Origin of the sequence: Shewanella sp. AC91-MNA-CIBAN-0169, assembly GCF_040310165.1 — a bacterium.
In the GTDB taxonomy this organism is placed as follows: domain Bacteria; phylum Pseudomonadota; class Gammaproteobacteria; order Enterobacterales; family Shewanellaceae; genus Shewanella.
This window is the reverse complement of sequence record NZ_JBEOPM010000002.1, coordinates 105026-126133: the sequence shown is the minus strand read 5'-3', so window position 1 is coordinate 126133 and position 21108 is coordinate 105026. Positions and strand designations below refer to the sequence as shown.

The following is a 21108-nucleotide window of genomic DNA, read 5'->3' as shown; positions in this document are numbered from 1 at the left end:
CAGACGATTTAATTAGATAAATGCTGAGTTGCTAGATTAGCTTTTACAACAATGCCGCTGATATCAGCGGCATTTTTTATTATATGGTTTACCACTAATCGTTAAAAGTTCAGTTTAAACACTAAACCGAATGCGGCTTGGTTCTCCATGTCTTCAGTGACATCGGGATAACTTAACTGCATTTCACCGCCAAAATAGTAACCAGCATAAGCATTAAGGCTAACGTTAGTCGTTGCTTGCCAACCTGCGCGAGCAAAGCCTACCCATTCTTCAACTTCAATGGTTTTGTCATCGTCAGCAATTAAAAAACGCTCTGTTCGCATTGAGCTGCCCACGCCAAAATCCCAGTCACGATTATATTGATAACTTAACTCTAATCCTGCAGGGCCACTAAAACCAGCTTGGAACGGGTTAGCAAGTACCCACTTATCGCTTATCTGCCAACGCACGGCTAAATAAGGCAAGGTGCGCACTTCTGAAATATCATTTAAATATGCCACACCGAAACCAAGCATATTACCCGAATCAAAGCGGTACATCCCCGAGGCGACGACACCATAACTTTGTGCATTTGAAGATGATGCCGTATCAGCATAGGCATACTGTAATTTGGGTGCGATGAGAAACATCCAATGATTATCTAAGCGATACGATAGTGATAAACCGGCACTGTACTGATGGATGGTTGACCAAGGTTGAGTATTGCTGCGTAACAGGCTGTTTTGGTTAATATCCCAGTCATAATCGAGATTATCGTAGCCTAAGTTTGCCCCTATAGACCACTGACGATTAAGTGGCATGTTTGCCGAAAAACTGGTTTTCCATGTATCTCGTTGCAACTGATTAGGGTTAGCACTCTCTGCGCCTACATTAGCGGTGCCCGTTGATGTACGAGCAACAGTGAGTGAAAACGGTGATCGTTCTGGTGCCGCTAAAGCATGCTGACTTAACAGCAGACCCGATACGCACAATAATGACCGTACAGATAAATTCAGTGACTTACTCTGTGCCGGAGAAGAAATTACCTTAGTGTTGTAAAGCGTCATACTAATCTGCTTCCCTTCAAATAATGAAATAAACTGAATATTACTTTGGCTTAATTGCTCAAGTAATACTGCTATATGGCCAATTAAGTTCAACTTGAGGTTGAGTTTATTTTACGCCCACTTTATGTGCTCGTAAAAACATGTCGGCGGTATCTTGCAGGTATTGTTGTCTGGTGACGATTAAATCTTCTATTTCTAAGCCTAACTCTAGGCGTAATTTTAGCTCACCAAACAACATTAAACACAATCTAACCGCACTTTCATGAGGGTTTTCAAAAAAGTATTCGTTGTGTTCATTGACTTTTGTTAGGTAGTTTCGAACCAATCCTAGTACATGCTTAGGGCCTGCATTATAAAACAATCTAGACACTTCTGGGTGAGTATCGGCTTGAGCAACACAGGTTTTGAACACTGTCATGGCTTCTTTGCTAACAATCATTTCGCCAAACTGCTGTGCAAATAACAAAATAACCTGTTGTGGTTGGCTGGCATCAATTAAGGCATCATCGGTGAGTTGATGCACAACACATTTCGATTCAATCGCAGACACAAATAAATCGTCTTTAGAACCAAAATGGGAGTAAACAGTTTGTTTTGATACACCGGCATGCTTGGCCACTTCATCCATACTGGTATTAGGGAAACCATGATGACAAAAAAGATCAATCGCAGACTCGAGCACCTGAGCACGCTTTTGTTCACTGCGGCTGATGTGGATCTGCCCGCTGGGATTAAGCGCTGTGTGTTGTTTTGTCATATTGGTTCCATAAATTAGCTTATTAAGCAAATCAAGCCTCTGCATTGCTGATCAGCATTTAGCCTAATAGTAACCAAAAATAGACTGGACAGTCTAGTTTTATAAAATTAGACTATCGAGTCTAGTTAACATTAAAGTTACATTTTATGTTGTGCTGAAAATCTATGCGCTTATTGCCTTTCATGCCAACGGCGAAAAATAAATCAACATTGACACTATTAATTGCTTTGCAAGGAATAAACTTATGAACGCGTCAAAGACATTCACTGCCATCATTCGATACTGGGCGCTAAGTTTAAGCTTAATCGTTTTAAGCGGTTGTGGCTCTGAGGTAAAAGAACACTCGCATACAATTGACTATCAAGCGGTGTTATCGCAAAGCTTAGTGTTAAATGACCATTACCAGCATATGCAAACCTATACTGGGACGATTCGCTCAGCCAATACCACAGGTATTGGCTTTGAGCTTGCGGGTAAGCTCAACAATATCTCAGTCGACAGTGGCGATACTGTGACTAAAGGTCAAACATTAGCCCTACTTGATATCGAGTTATTAACGGCCGAACAACAGCAACTGCAAGCCAGTTTATTACAAACCCAAGCGGACATCGATTTAGCCAAAAGCACCTTAGTTCGAACTCAAAAACTAAAACAACAAAATTATGTGTCTGAACAGCAGCTTGATGAAACCCAGCAACAAGTCATTAGCTTACAAGCGAATCAAAAGCGCATAGAAGCCAGCTTAAGTGCCACCCATTTAAAAATTGAAAAATCGACATTGTTAGCTCCATTCAATGGCACTATCAGTCAGCGGTTTCATAATGTCGGCGAAGTGATTGCGCTAGGCAGTCCGGTTTTTACCTTAGTGGGTAACAGTGAGCCTTTAGCTTATATTGGGGTACCAATTGATATTGCACAGCAGTTAGCCGCCGAGCAGATGGTAGATGTCCGTGTAGGTAAACAAACCTTTACCGCTAAAATTGCCGGTATTAGTGCCGAGGTCAATACCATTAGTCGCACGGTGCAGTTGCGTATTCATTTGCCCGACTCAGCCAGAGTAATCAATGGCGAAATAGCTTATTTGGCTTATCAACAAGACGTGCAAGCCCCTGGTTATTGGGTGCCTATGTCGGCATTAACCGATGGCGTGCGCGGGTTATGGAATGTGTTTGCCTTAGTTGAGGCTGAACAAGGTTTTTATACTATTGAACGTCGCGATGTAGAGATTATCTATACCAATGAGCAACAAGCGTATATTCAAGGTGCCATAAAACCAACCGATTTAATTGTATCGCAAGGATTACATAAATTGGTCGTTAACCAGAAAGTCACTCTCGCTCAAACTGAGAAAGCGGGGGCATTATGATTAAAGCATTTTTAGAAAATGGCCGCCTGACCAGTTTATTTATCGCATTATTAATTGTTGCCGGATTAGGTGCCATTTCAAGCCTACCGCGTACCGAAGATCCACATATTACGAACCGATTTTCGTCTGTTATCACTCAATATCCTGGTGCATCTGCAGAGCGGGTTGAAGCACTTGTGACTGAGGTATTAGAGAATCAATTACGCCGTTTAGAAGATTTAAAGCTAGTCCAGTCGACCTCTCGCCCCGGGATTTCGGTTATCCAGCTAGAATTAAAAGACACGGTCACAGAGACGGATCCGGTGTGGTCGCGCGCTCGAGATCTTATCGCCGACAGTAAATCATTGTTGCCAGTAGAAGCACAAAATAGTGTATTAGATGATCAACTAGGTTATGCCAATACCGCCATTTTAGGACTTGTTTGGGCTGACGATAGCCCTGTAAGAACCGATATTCTAAATCGTTATGCCAAAGAATTACAAAGCCGTCTAAGACTGCTCAGTGGTACTGATTTTGTTAAACTTTATGGCGCACCACAAGAAGAGATTTTAGTTGAGCTAGATGGCAATAAAATCAGTCAATTGCATTTAACCCCCGCCAGTATTGCCGCTATTTTAAATAATGCCGACAGCAAAATTTCAGCCGGTGAAGTTAATAACAGCCAATTTAGAGCCTTAGTTGAAGTCTCTGGTGAGTTAGATTCGCAGAATCGTATCCGCCAAGTGCCGTTAAAAGTAGACGACTATGGTCAAATTATTCGCTTAGGGGATGTGGCCAATATTAGCCGCCAAGCCAAGACTCCGGCATCGAGTATCGCTTTAATCGACAGTCAGCAAGGCGTTTTGGTGTCTGCACGCATGCTCAACAATAATCGAGTCGATGTGTGGCAACAGCATGTAAGCAGCGCCATAGATGATTTTTCAGCTAATTTACCGGCCAATATTAAGGTGCAATGGTTATTCGACCAACAAAGCTATACCAGTGACCGATTAGGTGACTTAGTGATTAATCTGCTACAAGGATTTGTGATTATTTTAGTGGTTCTGATGCTAACATTAGGACTGCGCAATGCAGTGATTGTGGCGATATCATTACCATTAACCGCATTATTTACCCTCACCTGCATGAAATATACTGGACTACCGATCCACCAAATGTCAGTAACAGGTTTAGTGGTTGCGCTGGGGATTATGGTCGATAACGCGATTGTGATTGTTGATGCCATTGCGCAACGCCGTCAACAAGGTATGAGCAAACTGGAAGCGGTATCAAAAACCTTACACCATTTATGGCTACCACTAGCAGGGTCGACTATTACCACCATGCTAGCCTTTGCACCTATTGTATTAATGCCTGGCGCTGCGGGCGAGTTTGTGGGTGGCATCGCCATTTCGGTCATGTTCGCCTTACTCGGCTCATATATTATTTCTCATACCATTATTGCTGGCCTTGCGGGTCGATTCAGTCGCAGTGAAAAACCAACGGCTTGGTATCAGCAAGGGATGGCATTCCCAAGAATTAGCCAAGCATTTACCGCCAGTTTACAGTTTGCGTTATCTCGGCCAATACTGACCGCCATCGTAATTGGAATATTACCGATAGCTGGCTTTTTTGCCGCGGGCAAAATGACTGAACAATTTTTCCCTCCGTCTGATCGAGACATGTTCCAAATTGAAGTCTACCTGGCACCTCATGTCAGTATTGATAACACTCTCGAGCAGGTCAAACTGATTGATAAAAAGCTGCAACAGATTGACGATATTATTGCAGCTACATGGGTTGTTGGCGGTAATACGCCCTCTTTCTATTACAACTTAACTCAACGGCAACAAGGGGCAACCAATTACGCCCAAGCAATGATTAAAGTGACGGATTACGTCGCCGCCAATCGGTTGATTTTACAATTACAAAAAGAGTTTGATGCCCAATTTCCACAAGCACAGATTTTGGTGCGAAAATTGGAACAAGGGCCTCCCTTTAACGCTCCGGTTGAGCTGCGTATTTATGGCCCTAATCTTGATACCCTGAAAACATTAGGCGAACAAGTACGCGGGATTTTAGTCGCCACACCAGATGTAATCCACACCCGTGCCACGCTCAGTTCTGGCGCGCCAAAAGTGTGGTTGCAAGTCAATGAAGATGCCAGCTTAATGAGTGGGCTAAGTTTGAGTGATATTGCCAATCAAATTCAAATGGCGACTACCGGTATCATTGGCGGCAGCATTTTAGAGCAAACAGAATCACTGCCAATACGGGTTCGTTTAGGCGACAACAGCCGAGAACAAGCCACTCGTTTAGCCGAGATCAATCTGGTTTCGGCTTCAGGTTCTGGTATTCCACTATCGGCATTGTCTTATAACGAAATCAACGTTAGTCGCGGTGCAATCCCCCGCAGAAATGGTGAACGCGTCAATACCATCGAGGCTTATATCACCAGTGGTGTATTACCTGCACAAGTACTCAACGAGGTTAAAGATGCTATTGCTAATTTGTCTATTCCTGCGGGATATCATCTCGAAATAGGCGGTGAAAGCGCAAAGCGTAATGAGGCGGTAGGTAATTTATTGTCAAACATTGTGCTCGTAGTAACGTTGTTATTAGCCACGGTAGTGTTGTCGTTTAACTCATTTAGATTAACCGCCATCATTTTACTGAGTGCATTTCAATCGGCAGGTTTAGGCTTGTTATCTGTTTATGTATTTGGCTATCCGTTTGGGTTTACCGTCATCATCGGTTTATTGGGATTAATGGGTTTAGCCATTAATGCTGCCATTGTTATTTTGGCTGAACTTGAGGATATTCCTGAGGCGCGCGATGGTAATTTAGCCCTAATCATTAGTACAGTGAGCAGTTGTGGTCGTCATATTGGCTCAACCACCATCACCACCATCGGTGGCTTTTTACCTCTAATTATCGCCGGTGGCGGCTTTTGGCCACCCTTTGCTATCGCTATTGCCGGCGGTACGCTGTTAGCCACCATGTTGTCACTGATTTGGGTGCCGGTAATGTATACCTTATTGATGAAACCTGTGAAAACAATATAGCCATTAAGAAAATTGGCACCAAAAATGCTTAGATTGAACATTGACGTGGTTATAATTATGTATGACAAAATATTGACACATAATTATTCCTTCTAGGACTTTTAGACATAAGAATGGAGAGAGAAATGAATTCACCTAAATCAACTATTAAAAACATTTTCGCTATCAGCCCATATAATGAATACTATTTACCTAGCGTAAATAAATTTATATTTGAAAAAATGGATTCGACCACAATTTATACAAATAAATTTAAATCAAAAGAACTAGAGAACACTGATACCTTACATATTTTTATAGGAATGGACTCAGGTCTACTAGTCAACTTCATAATAAAATCAAAAATAACATCGGGAAGCAAATATCTATTCATTGAACTGCCTGAAGTTATAAAGTTATTATCTATAACAATTCCTGAAAAATTAAAAAAAAATATTTTTATCTGCACTGAAATCGAACTAGAAACTATTTTAAAAAGTACCGAAGTGAATTTGTATATAGTAAAAAACAAATATAAAACACATTACTCATTAGCGGCTTCCGGTAATGAGCATGAAGACTACACATCATTGAACTATCGAGTTGAAACATCAATTGAACATATAAGATTTGATAGTCACGTATTGTTTACCAACAAAATATTCCTAACTAATGAAATAAAAAACATTACGGAAAATATAACGCCCGCATCGATACTTAAAAACACTTTTAATGGAGAAAACTGTATTGTATTGGGTGGAGGACCTTCATTAGATGATAATATACACTGGATAAAAAAAAACCGGAAAAACCTATTTGTAATTTCAGTGTCCAGAATTGTAAACAAACTAATTTCAAACGGCATTGAATCTGACATAATAGTAACGGTAGATCCTCACGATATAAGTTTTGATGCAAATAAAGATCTAATGCTTTTAGGTGAAAATAATTTACTAATACATTCTAACTATACAAACTCAAATATTATATCTCAATGGAAGGGTGCGATGCTGTTCACTGGCGATATGTTAATAAATGACAACTTAAGTTTAAATAATATTTCAACAGTCGGTCCAACGGTTACAAATTCAGCTATTAATATTGCAAAAGAAATGGGGTTTTCTAAGATAATCTTATCTGGTGTTGATTTATGTCATTCTAAGTCAGGTATGTCACATACTACTGGAACATATATCCCAAAAGGACATAGTATTGGCTCTATTTACGAATGGGTTGAAACATATTCAGGTGATATGGCAGAAACACCTTATCAACTTGTCCAAGCATTAGTATCATTAACGGCTCAAGTAGCAAACAGTTCTAATATAAAATATATTAACTTATCGGTTAATGCTGCACGAGTTGAAGGTATCCAGCACATAGATAGTTCTAATATAATTCTTGAACCTATTGATATAAATAAACTAAATTCCATATCACCAATCAACATTAAATCAATATTTACTATTGAAAAATTGTTAAATAAACGTGATGAAATAGAATTAGTATTATTATCATTCAAAAAAATAATAAAAAAAATAAACAATGCTATTATTATATGTCATAAAATCAAAAAAAATAGGGGCGATAGAATTTCACTTTTCAAAAAAATAGATTCTATTGAAAATTTCGTAAATAAAGAATTTAAAACTGCTTCTTATCTAGTTAAATTTTATGGGTATTATGAGTTTACAAAGTTCTTATCAACTAAAAAAAATGATGATTGGGACCAAGAATACCTGAATAATCAAACTTTACTTTACTATCAAACTTATTATGATATAGCTAAAATTTTGAATCAACATTTTTTAAATGCTCAAAATAGATTAGAGAGTAGAATTTTAGAACATGAGTCTCCATTAAATGTAACGGCTCTATTACAGCAGTGGACTGATGATCAACAATTTGGACGAGCAGAATTATTACTTGAGAACAAAACAGAGGCTGTAGAAAACTTAAGTACAGATGATATAATAAAAATTCAATCCCATATTGAAAAATTTAAACTTCTACTTCTCAAAAACGAAAACAAAAAAGAAAAAGAAATCCAAGAAGATAGCTCAAATGACAAAGCTTACTTAAAATTGAATTATTTTTTTCAAAGAAAATTTATAACTGGTATAGAAAAAATGATACAGTACACTGAATCATCTAAAAATAAAGAAAATATTGAAATTTATTACTTGGCGGTCAGCTATAGAGATTATTTAAACAATGAGTTCAACTCCTCTTTGGCTGCCGCAATAAAAATACCTGAAGACTTAATGAGGGAGAATGTGCTTAAGCACATCATTGTACTAACCTTAAAGTTAAATAAAATTTCAATTTCGGAGTTATATCTTTCTAAAATAGTTCAACTAAATGATGAATATCAACCTCAATATGCACATATAATGACTTTGCAAGGAAAAAACCAACAAGCATTAAATATATATTTAGATTATCTGGATAAGTATCCTGAAGATATTCCTGCATTACTTAAGTTAGGCTCATTTCTAATGACTGTAGGCGAAGTAGAAAGTGCAAAGTCTGTGTTTATGCAGGTACTAAGTATCGATCCAAAAAACCACACTGCAAAATATAATTTAAAAGATTAACTCATTAATTAATTTTACATCATTGCAGGAGACTAAACATTTAAATAATCTAATATCTACTCCAGACGTTGGTTCTGTCAAGGTTTTGATTGTAGGGCTCTACAGCCTTTAGCCGAGATTAATCTAGTTTCAGGGTCAGGGTCACCATCGGGGTCAGGCATTCCACTATCGGCATTGTCTTATAACGAAATCAATGTCAGTCGCGGTGCAATCCCCCGCAGAAATGGTGAACGCGTCAATACCATCGAGGCTTATATCACCAGTGGTGTATTGCCTGCACAAGTACTCAACGAGGTTAAAGATGCTATTGCTAATTTGTCCATTCCAGCTGGATATCATCTCGAAATAGGTGGTGAAAGCGCAAAACGTAATGAGGCGGTAGGTAATTTATTGTCAAACATTGTGCTCGTAGTCACTTTATTATTAGCTACAGTGGTGTTGTCGTTTAACTCGTTTAGATTAACCGCCATCATTTTACTGAGTGCTTTTCAATCGGCCGGTTTAGGCTTGTTATCCGTGTATGTATTTGGCTATCCGTTTGGGTTTACCGTCATTATCGGTTTATTGGGATTGATGGGTTTAGCCATTAATGCCGCAATTGTTATTTTGGCAGAACTTGAGGATATTCCCGAGGCGCGCGATGGCAATTTGGCCCTAATCATTAGTACGGTGAGCAGTTGTGGGCGTCATATTGGCTCAACCACTATCACCACCATAGGCGGCTTTTTACCGCTAATTATTGCCGGTGGCGGCTTTTGGCCCCCCTTTGCTATCGCTATTGCAGGCGGTACGCTATTAGCTACTATGTTGTCACTGATTTGGGTGCCGGTAATGTATACCTTATTGATGAAGCCGAAAGCTGGAGCCAATATGGCATTAACCCCCCAGGTTTAATTACATGGCTTAATCGCATAGTTTAATTACATCGATTAGCGACTAATTAACAATCAGCAGTTTAATGAAAGTGACAAAAAAACAAAAATACCCCATTAAGCTGCCGACATACGAGTAATGATGATGACAGCTTAATAAACGAACCTAATTATCTAAATTTCAGCTTATGTGGCTAAGCTAGGTAAGATAATTGGCAGCTGACCTCTAATCGAGTCGATGTCCTGCTTTACAATATCTTTATCTATTTCCAGCGTAACAATTTTAGTGACATTAGTGCTCATTTCTTTGCGTAAGTTACCTAGAAAATGAGGCGCGGCAACAACAATCAATTGGCTAAATTTGTGCGCATTATATTCAGCCTCAAGGTATCGACAGATCTCCCTGGCAAATTCGACAGCCTCATTCTTTTTAGGCTCTGTTTTCCCCCCGACAGAATGATGACTATTGGTTGCTCCTCCAGCCTGACGGCCTGGTAGATCTGAGGTTAGTTCCTGTTCATGCTGCTGTGCTTCGGGATGGATCATGCTCTTAATCTCAATTAATGTAGATTTTGCTGTTTCTGCGTTAAATAGACGTGCATGTGCGCTATCCGCGACTAAAATCCAACTGCTCATTATATATCTCCCGTTAAGTGCATTATTAACAAATTGCCATGTTCAAAAAACAAACAATTAGCGTTAATTAATTATAGACAATATTTCTGTTAACACTTGGGAATTGAGCTGTATTTCCTGGTATCTTTGAATAAAAATCTTACTTAGCAGTGGCGAGCGTACTACATATTTTTTGGGCTTTTTAAAAGGCGGCGACTGAACATAAAATTGGCTTTGTTAACAGCCACTAAGTAACAAGCTAATGAGTGCTAGATTGAGTCATAAGTTAAAACCGGTCGATTTTAATTTTGTAAACAAGATGAGTAGCCAATAAAAAACCGCTTTATTACTAAAGCGGTTTTTTTATATCAAACGATATAACGTTTATAGTTCGTTGTTACGATCCATATTTTCAGTATTCTCAAGCCATAACGCGTTGATGATACCGAATGAACACGCTAACAATACCCCTAAAATCCACGCAAAATACCACATAGACGTTGCTCCTTAATTTAGTAAAGTGAGCTTTTGTTGTTTTCAACATACTCACGATTTAAGCGGCCGTACATCTTGTAGTAAGTCCAAATGGTGTAACTTAATACTGTAGGTACGAAGATAATAGCGGCAACGGTCATCACTTTTAGTGACATTTGACTGGCTGTAGCATCCCACATTGTTAAGCTCACATTAGGCTCTAATGATGAAGGCATAACAAATGGGAACATTGCTGCACCACAGGTTAAAATGACACAAGCAACCGCAAGCGAACTGAAAAAGAACGCAAATCCACTACGATTTAAACGACTGGCAAAAATCACCAATATTGGCATTAATAATCCTAACACCGGGAATAACATGGTAAGAGGATATTTATCATAGTTGGTTAACCAAGCACCCGCTTCAACCGCCACTGTCTTAGTAGTTGGATTTGACGGGCCAGCAAGGTCGAGGGCTGAGGTAATAACATAACCATCAATACCGTTTATAAGCCAAACCCCTGCAGCACCAAACAGAACCACTAATAGACCACCACAAATTTGCGATGCTTTAGCGCTTCTAACGCGCAGCTCTCCGTCGGTCTTCATTTGTAACCATGTAGAGCCTTGCATTATCACCATAGTGACACTCACAAGACCGGCTAATAAGCCAAACGGATTCAATAAACCCAACAGACCGCCATGATAAGTGGCGCGTAAATATTCATCAAAGTTAAATGGTACGCCTTGAAGCAAGTTACCAAATGCCACACCAATGATTAACGGTGGTACAAAACTGCCGACAAATAATGCTCTATCCCATGACTTACGCCATCTTGGATCTTCAATTTTAGAGCGATAATCAAAACCGACTGGACGTAAAAACAATGCAAATAGTACTAGCATCATTGCCACATAAAAGCCCGAAAACGATACTGCGTAGACCATAGGCCAAGCAGCAAATAATGCACCACCCGCCGTCACTAGCCATACTTGGTTACCGTCCCAATGTGGTGCGATAGTGTTAATCATAATACGGCGTTCAGTATCATCTTTACCAATAACGGGTAACAATATACCTACGCCCATATCAAAGCCATCTGTCACGGTAAAACCAATTAACAGCACGCCGATTAACGCCCACCAAATAAATCTTAATACTTCATAATCAAACATAATCAGGTCCTCAGATTAAGCATCTTGGGTTTCGAAATGGTAACGGCCGGTCTTTAAGCTGCTTGGACCAAGACGAGCAAACTTATACATCAAGTAAGCCTCTATCACCAACAGGATGGTATAGAACACCGTAATCGAAATAATACTGAACCAAAGATCCGCCGTCGTTAAACTAGACGCCGACATGAATGTTGGCAGCACTTCAGAAATGGTCCAAGGTTGGCGACCAAACTCTGACACAAACCAACCAGCTTCAATGGCTACCCATGGAAGTGGCAAACTGTAAAGAGCAGCACGAAGTACCCACTTTTTCTCGGCGATTTGATGACGAGTGCTTTGCCAGAAGGCGGCAGCAAACACCAATAGCATTATCATCCCAGAGCCAACCATTAAGCGGAAACTCCAGAACATAGGCGCCACGGTAGGAATTGAGTCATAAGACGCTGCAATAATTTGCTCTTCAGTCGCATCCACCACTTTGTCGGTATAACGCTTAAGCAAGAAACCATAACCTAGGTCGATTTTGGTTGCTTCAAATTGCTCTCTAACCTCAACCGATTTATCACCTGCACGTAATTTTTCAAGTAAAGCATACGCAATCATACCGTTACGAATTCGTACTTCGTGATCTTTAATAAGATCCTTAATACCGGTTACTTCTCCATCTAAAGAACGTGTCGCAATGATACCCATCGCATATGGGATCTTAACGGCGTAATCCGTGTGCATAGTTTCTTGGTTAGGGAAACCAAATGCCGTAAAGGCTGCTGGTGCAGGTTCAGTGTGCCATTCAGCTTCAATTGCCGCTAATTTAACACGTTGCACTTCACCGACTTCATAACCCGATTCATCGCCTAACACGATGACTGATAAAATGGATGCCATACCAAAGCTTGCTGCAATAGCGAATGAGCGACGAGCAAAAGGTAAATCTCGGCCTTTCAATATGTAATATGAGCTAATGGCAAGTACAAACATGGCACCGGCAACATAACCAGATGCGACGGTATGAACAAACTTAACTTGCGCGACGGGGTTAAATACCACTTCGGCAAAATTAGTCATTTCCATACGCATAGTTTCGTAGTTAAACACCGAACCCACTGGATTTTGCATCCAACCATTGGCGATCAAAATCCATAAAGCTGACATATTAGAGCCAAGAGCGACAAGCCAAGTGACGACTAAATGTTGGCGTTTGCTGAAGCGATCCCAACCAAAAAAGAACATCCCGACTAACGTAGACTCAAGGAAGAACGCCATTAAGCCTTCAATCGCCAGAGGCGCGCCAAAAATGTCACCTACGTAATGAGAATAGTAGGACCAGTTAGTACCAAACTGGAACTCCATCGCTAAACCCGTTGTTACGCCTAAGGCAAAGTTAATCCCAAACAACTTACCCCAAAATTTAGTCATGTCTTTATAAACTTGCTTATTGGTCATCACATACAGTGATTCCATAATCGCAAGAATAAAGGCTAAACCTAGGGTGAGTGGAACAAATAAAAAATGATACATGGCTGTCAGCGCAAATTGAAAACGCGATAGCTCAACGACCTCTTCGATAATCATTGGCGACTCCTTACTTCAGTACAACCAAATACGACATAGCAACACTCGGTTACCATAATGATGATGTTATACCTGAAAACGGTAATATTGAAGCAGTGGACAACTCACCAAAGAGTGAAAAATGATAAATTAATCTATTTGCCTGTGTTTTCAAGTCCAGTCCTAAACGCCCTATATCTTACGGCAAATTCACTTTGTAGATCATATTTTTTAGTCAAAAATGTGATAAGCATTAGATTTTTTGCATGAATAATTTTTTGACTTAAAAAATCAGTCCTTTACAGTCGATCTCACACCTATTCGATACACATTTGATGTCAGATGGATCACAACTCAACAAGAAACTTGTGGTATTCGTTGTAATAAAAATTGTACAACCATCTTCACCCTATCTTGAGGTATTGACAAAAAATGGATAATTGCTAGGAATAAAAAGCAAGCATGTCTTATTTTTGACAAAACACCCTACTCACTCAGATTGTTAATAAAAAGTAGTTAAATACACAAAAAATTAATATTAGATAAATATTTCTACAATTAACAATACACCAAGAAATACATAACTCACTGTTTGTATTGAGTATAAGTAAATTTATTTTAAAAATTAAATTAAAAAAATACAATAATTCATTAAATAAACTAATGTCAAACATCATTTTTTCTCGTTTGAGCATACATTAGTTCAATTGTATAATTTGCGCACAATTAAGAAGACGAACACTAAGTAGTGCAATGAGTCGTTGTCTTAATTCCAGTGACCTAACCTAGAGAGAATGTGCTATGACTCAATTATTCGAACATATTGCCAACTTGTACAAACGTGTTTTTACTGAAATGTTTACTGCTAAAGAAGTGAAATAAGCGAGCTCACGTTTTTATCTATACCGTGTTTAGTAAATGTTTTTGTTAGCGCAGAAATAATATTAAGCGGTAATCGTTATGATCCAAGGATAACGAATCAGAAAACCCCATAGAATAAATCTATGGGGTTTTTCTTTATCACGACAACATAAAATCAGCAGCGGTAAACAAATTGAAACCAATAAAAAAGGCGACTCAAAGGAGTCGCCTTTTGCTTTATAAATTAAGTGTTTTAGCTAAATCAAGTGCTTTAGCTAAACTAAAAATTTAATTTGCGATTAGCCGATTTTCACTCGTGCATTACGGAACATGCGCATCCATGGGCTATCTTCACCCCAGTTATCTGGATGCCATGAATTAGCAACAGTTCTGAATACTCGCTCAGGATGCGGCATCATAATGGTTACGCGACCATCAGTGGTACAAATACCCGTTAAGCCATTGGCAGAACCATTTGGATTTTCTGGGTACTGGGTCGCAATTTGACCATGACCATCAACATAACGCAGTGCAATAGTGCCCGATGCTTCTGCATTTGCTAACGCTTGAGCATTAGCAAATTCCACTAAGCCTTCACCATGCGATACAGCGATAGGCATACGAGAGCCAACCATACCGTCAAAAAATACCGATGGATTTTGTTGCACTTCAACCAAACTGAATCGAGCTTCAAAACGCTCAGAGCGGTTACGCACAAAACGCGGCCAATGCTCACTTCCTGGAATAATTTCTTTCAGATTAGATAACATCTGACAACCATTACACACGCCAAGGGCGATGCTTGAATCACGTTCGAAGAAACGGCTAAACTCATCGCGAGCACGGTCATTAAACAGAATCGACTTAGCCCAACCTTCACCAGCACCTAACACGTCACCATATGAGAATCCGCCACAAGCCACTAGGCCTTGGAATTCTTCAAGGCTAATACGGCCAGATAAAATGTCCGACATGTGCACGTCGCGGCTTTCAAAACCGGCACGGTCAAAAGCGGCTGCCATTTCAACATGAGAGTTAACGCCTTGCTCACGTAAAATAGCCATTTTAGGGGCAGCGCCTTTAAGAATATAAGGTGCAGCCACATCTTCACTTGGATTAAAGCCTAATTTAACCGTTAATCCTGGCGCATCAGCTTGTTGTTTAAGCTCATACTCTTCACGCGCACATTCTGGGTTGTCACGTAGCGCTTGCATGCGATAGGTTGTTTCTGACCATAAGGTACGCAGTGCAGTACGGCTGTCAGCAAATATCACTCGCTCGCCATCGTTAATGCTAATCTTGTTTGCCGCTTGTAAGCCACCAATGTGATGACACGTGACACCTTTAGCCTCAAATTGTGCGGCAATGGCTTTGGCATCAACAGCACTGACTTGAATTACAGCACCAATTTCTTCGTTAAATAAACGCTCTAAATCAGTACCATTCAAGCTGGCTAAATCAATCATTAACCCGGTATTACCGGCAAAGGCCATTTCCACTAAGGTGGTAAATAAACCACCGTCACTACGATCGTGATAAGCCATAACCGCTTGCTCGGCGACTAACTGCTGCATCACTTCAAAAAAGCCCGCTAAGTTGGCGGTTTTATCTAATGTGGGTGCAATATCGCCTAACTCACTATAAACCTGCGCTAAACAAGAACCGCCTAAACGATTTTGGCCATTGCTTAAGTCCAGCATTAATAATGCGCTGTCACCTTTATCACTGCGAAGTTGTGGCGTTACCGTTTTACGAATGTCTTGCACCACACCAAAGGCGGTAATAACTAACGACATAGGCGATGTGACAGTTTTCTGAGTACCATTTTCTTCCCATGCGGTTTTCATCGACATGGAGTCTTTACCGACAGGAATCGTGATACCGAGTTCAGGACAAAGGTCTTCACCAATCGCTTTAACCGCCTGGTATAAACCCGCATCTTCGCCTGGATGACCCGCTGGAGACATCCAGTTAGCAGAAAGCTTAATACGCTTGAACGAGCCAATGTCAGTACCAGCAATGTTCATAATCGATTCGGCAACTGCCATACGAGCAGAGGCGTCGAAATCGAGTAAGGCTAACGGAGTACGCTCACCCATCGACATCGCTTCACCGCAGTAGCTGTCATAACTTGATGCGGTTACTGCGCAGTCGGCAACCGGAATCTGCCATGGACCCACCATTTGGTCGCGATTAACTAAACCAGTGACGGAGCGATCACCTATGGTGATAAGGAAGGTTTTGTCAGCCACGGTTGGCAAGGTTAAAATGCGCTTAACGGCATCTTTTAGCTCAATTTTAGTTTGATCTAACGCTGGCGATACTGCTTTGGCTGTCACCACATCACGGCTCATTTTAGGCGCTTTACCTAATAAAACTTCAAGCGGTAAATCAATCGGCTTGTTATTAAAGTGACTGTCGGCAAGCGTTAAATGCATCTCTGCAGTCGCTTCACCAACCACCGCAAATGGTGCACGTTCACGGGCACAAATATCAGCAAATTGTTGTAAGTTCTCTGGTGCAACCGATAACACATAACGCTCTTGAGATTCATTACACCAAATTTCAAGCGGGCTCATGCCTGGCTCGTCAGAAGGAACATTACGTAAATTGAATACCCCACCGCGATCAGCATCATTCACTAACTCAGGGAACGCATTAGATAATCCACCAGCGCCCACATCGTGAATAAATTGAATTGGGTTGGTGTCACCTAACTGCCAGCAGCGGTCGATAACTTCCTGACAACGACGTTCCATTTCTGGGTTTTCACGTTGTACAGAGGCAAAATCTAAATCTTCGCTAGACTGACCAGACGCCATAGAAGATGCGGCGCCGCCACCTAAGCCAATGTTCATTGCCGGTCCACCAAGCACAATAAGCTTAGCGCCAACGGTAATCTCACCTTTTTGAACGTGTTCTTCTCGGATATTGCCTAAGCCACCGGCAATCATAATCGGCTTATGATAACCACGCACTTCAACGCCATTGTGGCTAGAGACTAATTGCTCGTAGGTGCGGAAATAACCGGTAATGGCAGGACGACCAAATTCATTGTTAAATGCTGCGCCGCCAAGAGGGCCTTCGAGCATGATTTCTAACGGAGTGACGATGCGATCTGGCTTACCGTAATCCCCTTCCCATGGTTGTACAAAACCAGGAATTTTCAAGTTAGAAACAGTAAAACCAGATAAACCCGCTTTAGGTTTAGAACCTCGGCCAGTAGCACCCTCATCGCGAATTTCACCACCAGAACCAGTAGCAGCGCCAGGATATGGGCTAATAGCGGTTGGATGATTGTGAGTTTCTACTTTCATCAATATATGCATTGGTTCGGTGTGATAGTTATAAACACCATCAGGATCAGGGAAAAAACGACCCGCTACCGGACCCGTCATCACTGCGGCATTATCTTTGTAAGCTGATAACACGTAATCGGGCGTGACTTCAAAAGTGTTTTTAATCATTTTGAACAATGATTTTGGCTGTACTTCGCCATCGATTGTCCAGTCTGCATTGAAAATTTTGTGGCGACAATGTTCCGAGTTTGCTTGAGCAAACATCATTAGTTCGATGTCGTTAGGGTTACGCTTTAAACGAACAAAATTTTCAATTAAATAGTCAATTTCATCATCGGCAAGGGCCAAGCCTAGCTTAATATTGGCCACTTCTAAGGCGCGGCGGCCTTCAGCAAGAATATTCACACTGCTAAATTTTGCTGGTTCTGTACGAGCAAATAATATTTCAGCAGCTTCAAACGCCGGCAGCATGACTTCAACCATGCGGTCATGCAATAAACCTTGCAGTAGTTTTTGCTGCTCGGCTGTTAATACTGACGCTTCAACATAATAAGCAATACCACGCTCAAGACGGTTAACTTTGCCTAAGCCACAGTTGTGGGCAATATCAGTTGCTTTAGAAGACCAAGGAGAAATAGTGCCAGGACGAGGAGTAACAAACAGTAAAGTGCCTTGTGGGGCATGAGACTCAATAGCTGGGCCATAAGTAAGAATAGTTTCTAACTGTAGACGTTCATTATCATCTAGTGGTTCACTCAAATTGGCTAAATGTACATATTCAGCATAAATTTGCGATACAGGAAGCGCTGCGTTTTCGCAAGCCTCCATGAGTTTTTGAACTCTAAATGCAGATAGTGCTGGGGCTCCGCGAATGATTTCCATCACGTCTATTCACCTTTATAATATAGGAGGATCAGAATTGGCGCTATTATAGGGAATTGCACACTACAAATCACCTTCAAGCGCAGGTGAAAACAGTGTTTCCTGATAGGGAAAATATCCCACTCAAGTAATGCTAAAATGAATAACATAAACACTTTACCTTTTAACAAAAAACAACCACTAAATGCTGCTTATTTACTCAACTATAGGCGTTTAGGAAAACTACTGATAAAGTAAGCAAAAAATAAGCTAACTCCCCTACATATTTAAAGGCTATTCAACCGGTATTTCATTCGTTTTTACACATCACTCTGGTGACATTAACGAAACAACTTAAGATAACCAATTAATAAATATGATCAAAACCTTATTCATAATCTTACTTTGCGGGATGTTATCCGCCTGTCAACCTGTTGATATTCAAAATGTTGATATTGCTGCCCCCGCACCTAAGCGTACCGTATTAAAGGTAGGGACATTATATGGCCCGCAGATTTATCTTAATTCAGAACAGGGTGAAAGCGGATTCGACTTCGAAATGGCGCAGCGCTTTGCTGACTATTTAGCCGTTCCTTTAGAAATGATCCCGTACACCAATCGCAAGCAATTATTCGCGGCATTAAAAGAAAACAAGATTGATATTATTGCGGCTGGCATCGCTAAAACCCCTAACCGTAGTCAACAATTTAAGCTCGGACCCACCTTATATAAAGTCAACCAAGTATTGGTTTATAAGGAAGGCACTCCGGAGCCCAAAGACATTAGCACTCTGTCAGGTGAAATTACTGTCATGGCTAACTCATCTTCAGTCAATACCTTAACCAAATTACAAAAAGACTATCCTGAGTTGATGTGGAATCAAGTCAACGACAAAGACAATGAAGAACTGTTTGCATTAATTGCCAACGGTGAATTGAACTACACCATTTCAGATTCAAATAGTTTATTGATCAATCAGCGTTTTTTACCTGAACTACGCGCGGGGATGATTTTAGAAGAAAAGGTCGAAGTGGTGTGGCTATTACCGCCGAATAACAGCGACCGTTTAATGAGTAAACTATTGGCTTTTTGGCATAAAGAAAGGCGTGCGGGTACGCTGGAGCATTTAAACGAGAAGTATTTTGGCCATGTTAAGCGTTTTGATTACGTTGATACTCGTGCCTTTATCCGCGCAATTGATAATATTCTGCCCGAATATCGTAGTTTTTTCGAGCAGTATTCTGGAGAGTTAGATTGGCGTAAATTAGCGGCTGCTAGTTATCAAGAATCACACTGGAACCCGAGTGCTCGCTCACCAACAGGGGTGAGAGGTATGATGATGCTAACCCAACCTACAGCGGCTTATGTTGGTGTAGATGATCGCTTAGATGCAGAACAAAGCATACGTGGTGGGGCATTTTATTTAAAAGACATGATGGAGAGATTGCCTGACACCATCTCTGAAGCTCAACGGATCTGGTTCGCACTGGCTTCCTATAATATCGGTTTAGGTCATGTTGAAGATGCACGACGATTAACTGAATCAATGGGAATGGATCCTAGCGCATGGCGTGATGTCAAAAAAGTATTACCTTTGCTGCAACAATCTAAATATTATAAACAAACTCGATATGGTTATGCCCGTGGTAGCGAAGCTGTTCATTATGTTGACAGTATTCGTCGTTATTACGACACCTTAGTGTGGATCGATAATCAAACCCAAAAGTTGGAGATTATTGAAGAACCTCAACAAATTGAAATCATTGCTGAAGACGCTTCAAAAAATATCCATGAAGCAGCACACTAATTTTTGTGCTGACACGATTATCGTCATAAACCTGACCGATAATTGTCACGAATATAAGGTACTATGGTGCTGAATTTATCGTAAGAAAGCATTCTGCTAAAGTATGCGGTTTATCAGTAACCTCGATGAGGTTAGCCAATATTAAGGGATCACGGTATGAGAAGAAGAGCTATAAGCAACACCATGTCACGTCGTCGCGTCATGCTTAAAGTACATAAAAGCCGCATTCAAAATCGTCAACGAGCTCATTTTTTATTGGTACAAACTGAAAATTAATCTTCCGTTAACCACATAAAAACCAGTCACTCAATCAGTCTATTTTATAGCTAACTGTTTGAGTGCTTTTTTTTCTGCTCTACGTCGTTGAAAAAATGCACTTAGCTGCGCACCACACTCTGCTGCCAACACACCTGAACTGACTTCAAGCTGATGATTAAAAACTGGATGTTGTAATAAATTAATCACGCTACCTGCCGCGCCAGTTTTTAAATCATCTGCACCATAAACAACCCGCGCAATACGACTGTGCACCATGGCACCTGCGCACATAGTGCAGGGTTCTAACGTGACATATAAAGTCGTGTCGAGCATACGATAATTCTCTAACACCTTGCCGGCTTGACGAATACATTCCATCTCGGCATGAGCGGTTGGATCGTGATTCACAATACTTAAATTACAACCACTGGCAATCAATACATCGTCTTTAACCAATACGGCACCCACTGGCACTTCGCCTTTTAGCTCGGCTTGCTCGGCAAGTTGCATCGCTAAACGCATCCACTTTTCATCAATGGCGCG

The 21108-nt window shown here is 40.6% G+C and carries 12 protein-coding genes and 1 pseudogene; 5 read left to right on the top strand and 8 right to left on the bottom strand.

Annotated features, from left to right (window positions below):
• Nucleotides 1-101: 101 nt before the first annotated feature.
• Nucleotides 102-1046, bottom strand: a complete 945-nt coding sequence (locus tag AAEY98_RS02960) for a DUF6268 family outer membrane beta-barrel protein (RefSeq protein WP_182742828.1) — start codon at nucleotides 1044-1046, stop codon at nucleotides 102-104.
• 106 nt (nucleotides 1047-1152) lie between these two features.
• Nucleotides 1153-1803: a TetR/AcrR family transcriptional regulator gene (locus AAEY98_RS02955; RefSeq protein ID WP_182757330.1), complete on the bottom strand. Its 651-nt coding sequence runs from the start codon at nucleotides 1801-1803 to the stop codon at nucleotides 1153-1155.
• Between the two features lie 244 nt (nucleotides 1804-2047).
• Here AAEY98_RS02955 and AAEY98_RS02950 point away from each other — a divergent pair, with 244 nt between their 5' ends.
• The 4 genes and pseudogenes from AAEY98_RS02950 to AAEY98_RS02935 all read left to right on the top strand — a co-directional run.
• Entirely contained in the window at nucleotides 2048-3169 is a 1122-nt protein-coding gene (locus tag AAEY98_RS02950) for an efflux RND transporter periplasmic adaptor subunit (RefSeq protein WP_351014869.1), read from the top strand.
• Nucleotides 3166-6213 (top strand): efflux RND transporter permease subunit, encoded by a 3048-nt coding sequence (locus AAEY98_RS02945; RefSeq protein ID WP_351014867.1) that lies wholly within the window; start codon nucleotides 3166-3168, stop codon nucleotides 6211-6213. The genes AAEY98_RS02950 and AAEY98_RS02945 overlap by 4 nt, the downstream gene beginning before the upstream one ends.
• 125 nt (nucleotides 6214-6338) lie before the next feature.
• On the top strand, nucleotides 6339-8789 hold the full coding sequence (locus AAEY98_RS02940; RefSeq protein ID WP_351014865.1) for a 6-hydroxymethylpterin diphosphokinase MptE-like protein: 2451 nt from the start codon (nucleotides 6339-6341) through the stop codon (nucleotides 8787-8789).
• A 108-nt stretch (nucleotides 8790-8897) separates the two neighbouring features.
• Nucleotides 8898-9683: pseudogene (locus AAEY98_RS02935) on the top strand (efflux RND transporter permease subunit); the annotation flags it as partial.
• A gap of 164 nt (nucleotides 9684-9847) precedes the next feature.
• On the opposite strand, the gene AAEY98_RS02930 reads toward AAEY98_RS02935, so the two are convergent.
• From AAEY98_RS02930 to purL, 5 genes are all read right to left on the bottom strand, one after another.
• Nucleotides 9848-10297 (bottom strand): host attachment protein, encoded by a 450-nt coding sequence (locus AAEY98_RS02930; RefSeq protein WP_192115360.1) that lies wholly within the window; start codon nucleotides 10295-10297, stop codon nucleotides 9848-9850.
• A gap of 363 nt (nucleotides 10298-10660) precedes the next feature.
• On the bottom strand, nucleotides 10661-10771 hold the full coding sequence (cydX, locus tag AAEY98_RS02925; RefSeq protein ID WP_011636618.1) for a cytochrome bd-I oxidase subunit CydX: 111 nt from the start codon (nucleotides 10769-10771) through the stop codon (nucleotides 10661-10663).
• 17 nt (nucleotides 10772-10788) lie between these two features.
• Nucleotides 10789-11928, bottom strand: coding sequence for a cytochrome d ubiquinol oxidase subunit II (cydB, locus tag AAEY98_RS02920; protein WP_351014863.1), 1140 nt, complete (start codon nucleotides 11926-11928; stop codon nucleotides 10789-10791).
• 15 nt (nucleotides 11929-11943) lie between these two features.
• Nucleotides 11944-13500 (bottom strand): cytochrome ubiquinol oxidase subunit I, encoded by a 1557-nt coding sequence (locus tag AAEY98_RS02915; RefSeq protein ID WP_351014861.1) that lies wholly within the window; start codon nucleotides 13498-13500, stop codon nucleotides 11944-11946.
• A gap of 1139 nt (nucleotides 13501-14639) precedes the next feature.
• Nucleotides 14640-18521, bottom strand: a complete 3882-nt coding sequence (purL, locus tag AAEY98_RS02910; RefSeq protein WP_351014859.1) for a phosphoribosylformylglycinamidine synthase — start codon at nucleotides 18519-18521, stop codon at nucleotides 14640-14642.
• A 355-nt stretch (nucleotides 18522-18876) separates the two neighbouring features.
• Between purL and mltF the strand changes: the two genes are divergently transcribed.
• The gene (mltF, locus tag AAEY98_RS02905) at nucleotides 18877-20307 is read left to right on the top strand and encodes a membrane-bound lytic murein transglycosylase MltF (RefSeq protein ID WP_192115362.1); all 1431 of its coding nucleotides are present in this window, start codon (nucleotides 18877-18879) and stop codon (nucleotides 20305-20307) included.
• 315 nt (nucleotides 20308-20622) lie between these two features.
• Here the strand turns inward: mltF and tadA are convergent, their stop codons facing one another.
• Nucleotides 20623-21102: a tRNA adenosine(34) deaminase TadA gene (gene tadA, locus AAEY98_RS02900; RefSeq protein WP_206780909.1), complete on the bottom strand. Its 480-nt coding sequence runs from the start codon at nucleotides 21100-21102 to the stop codon at nucleotides 20623-20625.
• Between the last annotated feature and the right edge of the window lie 6 nt (nucleotides 21103-21108).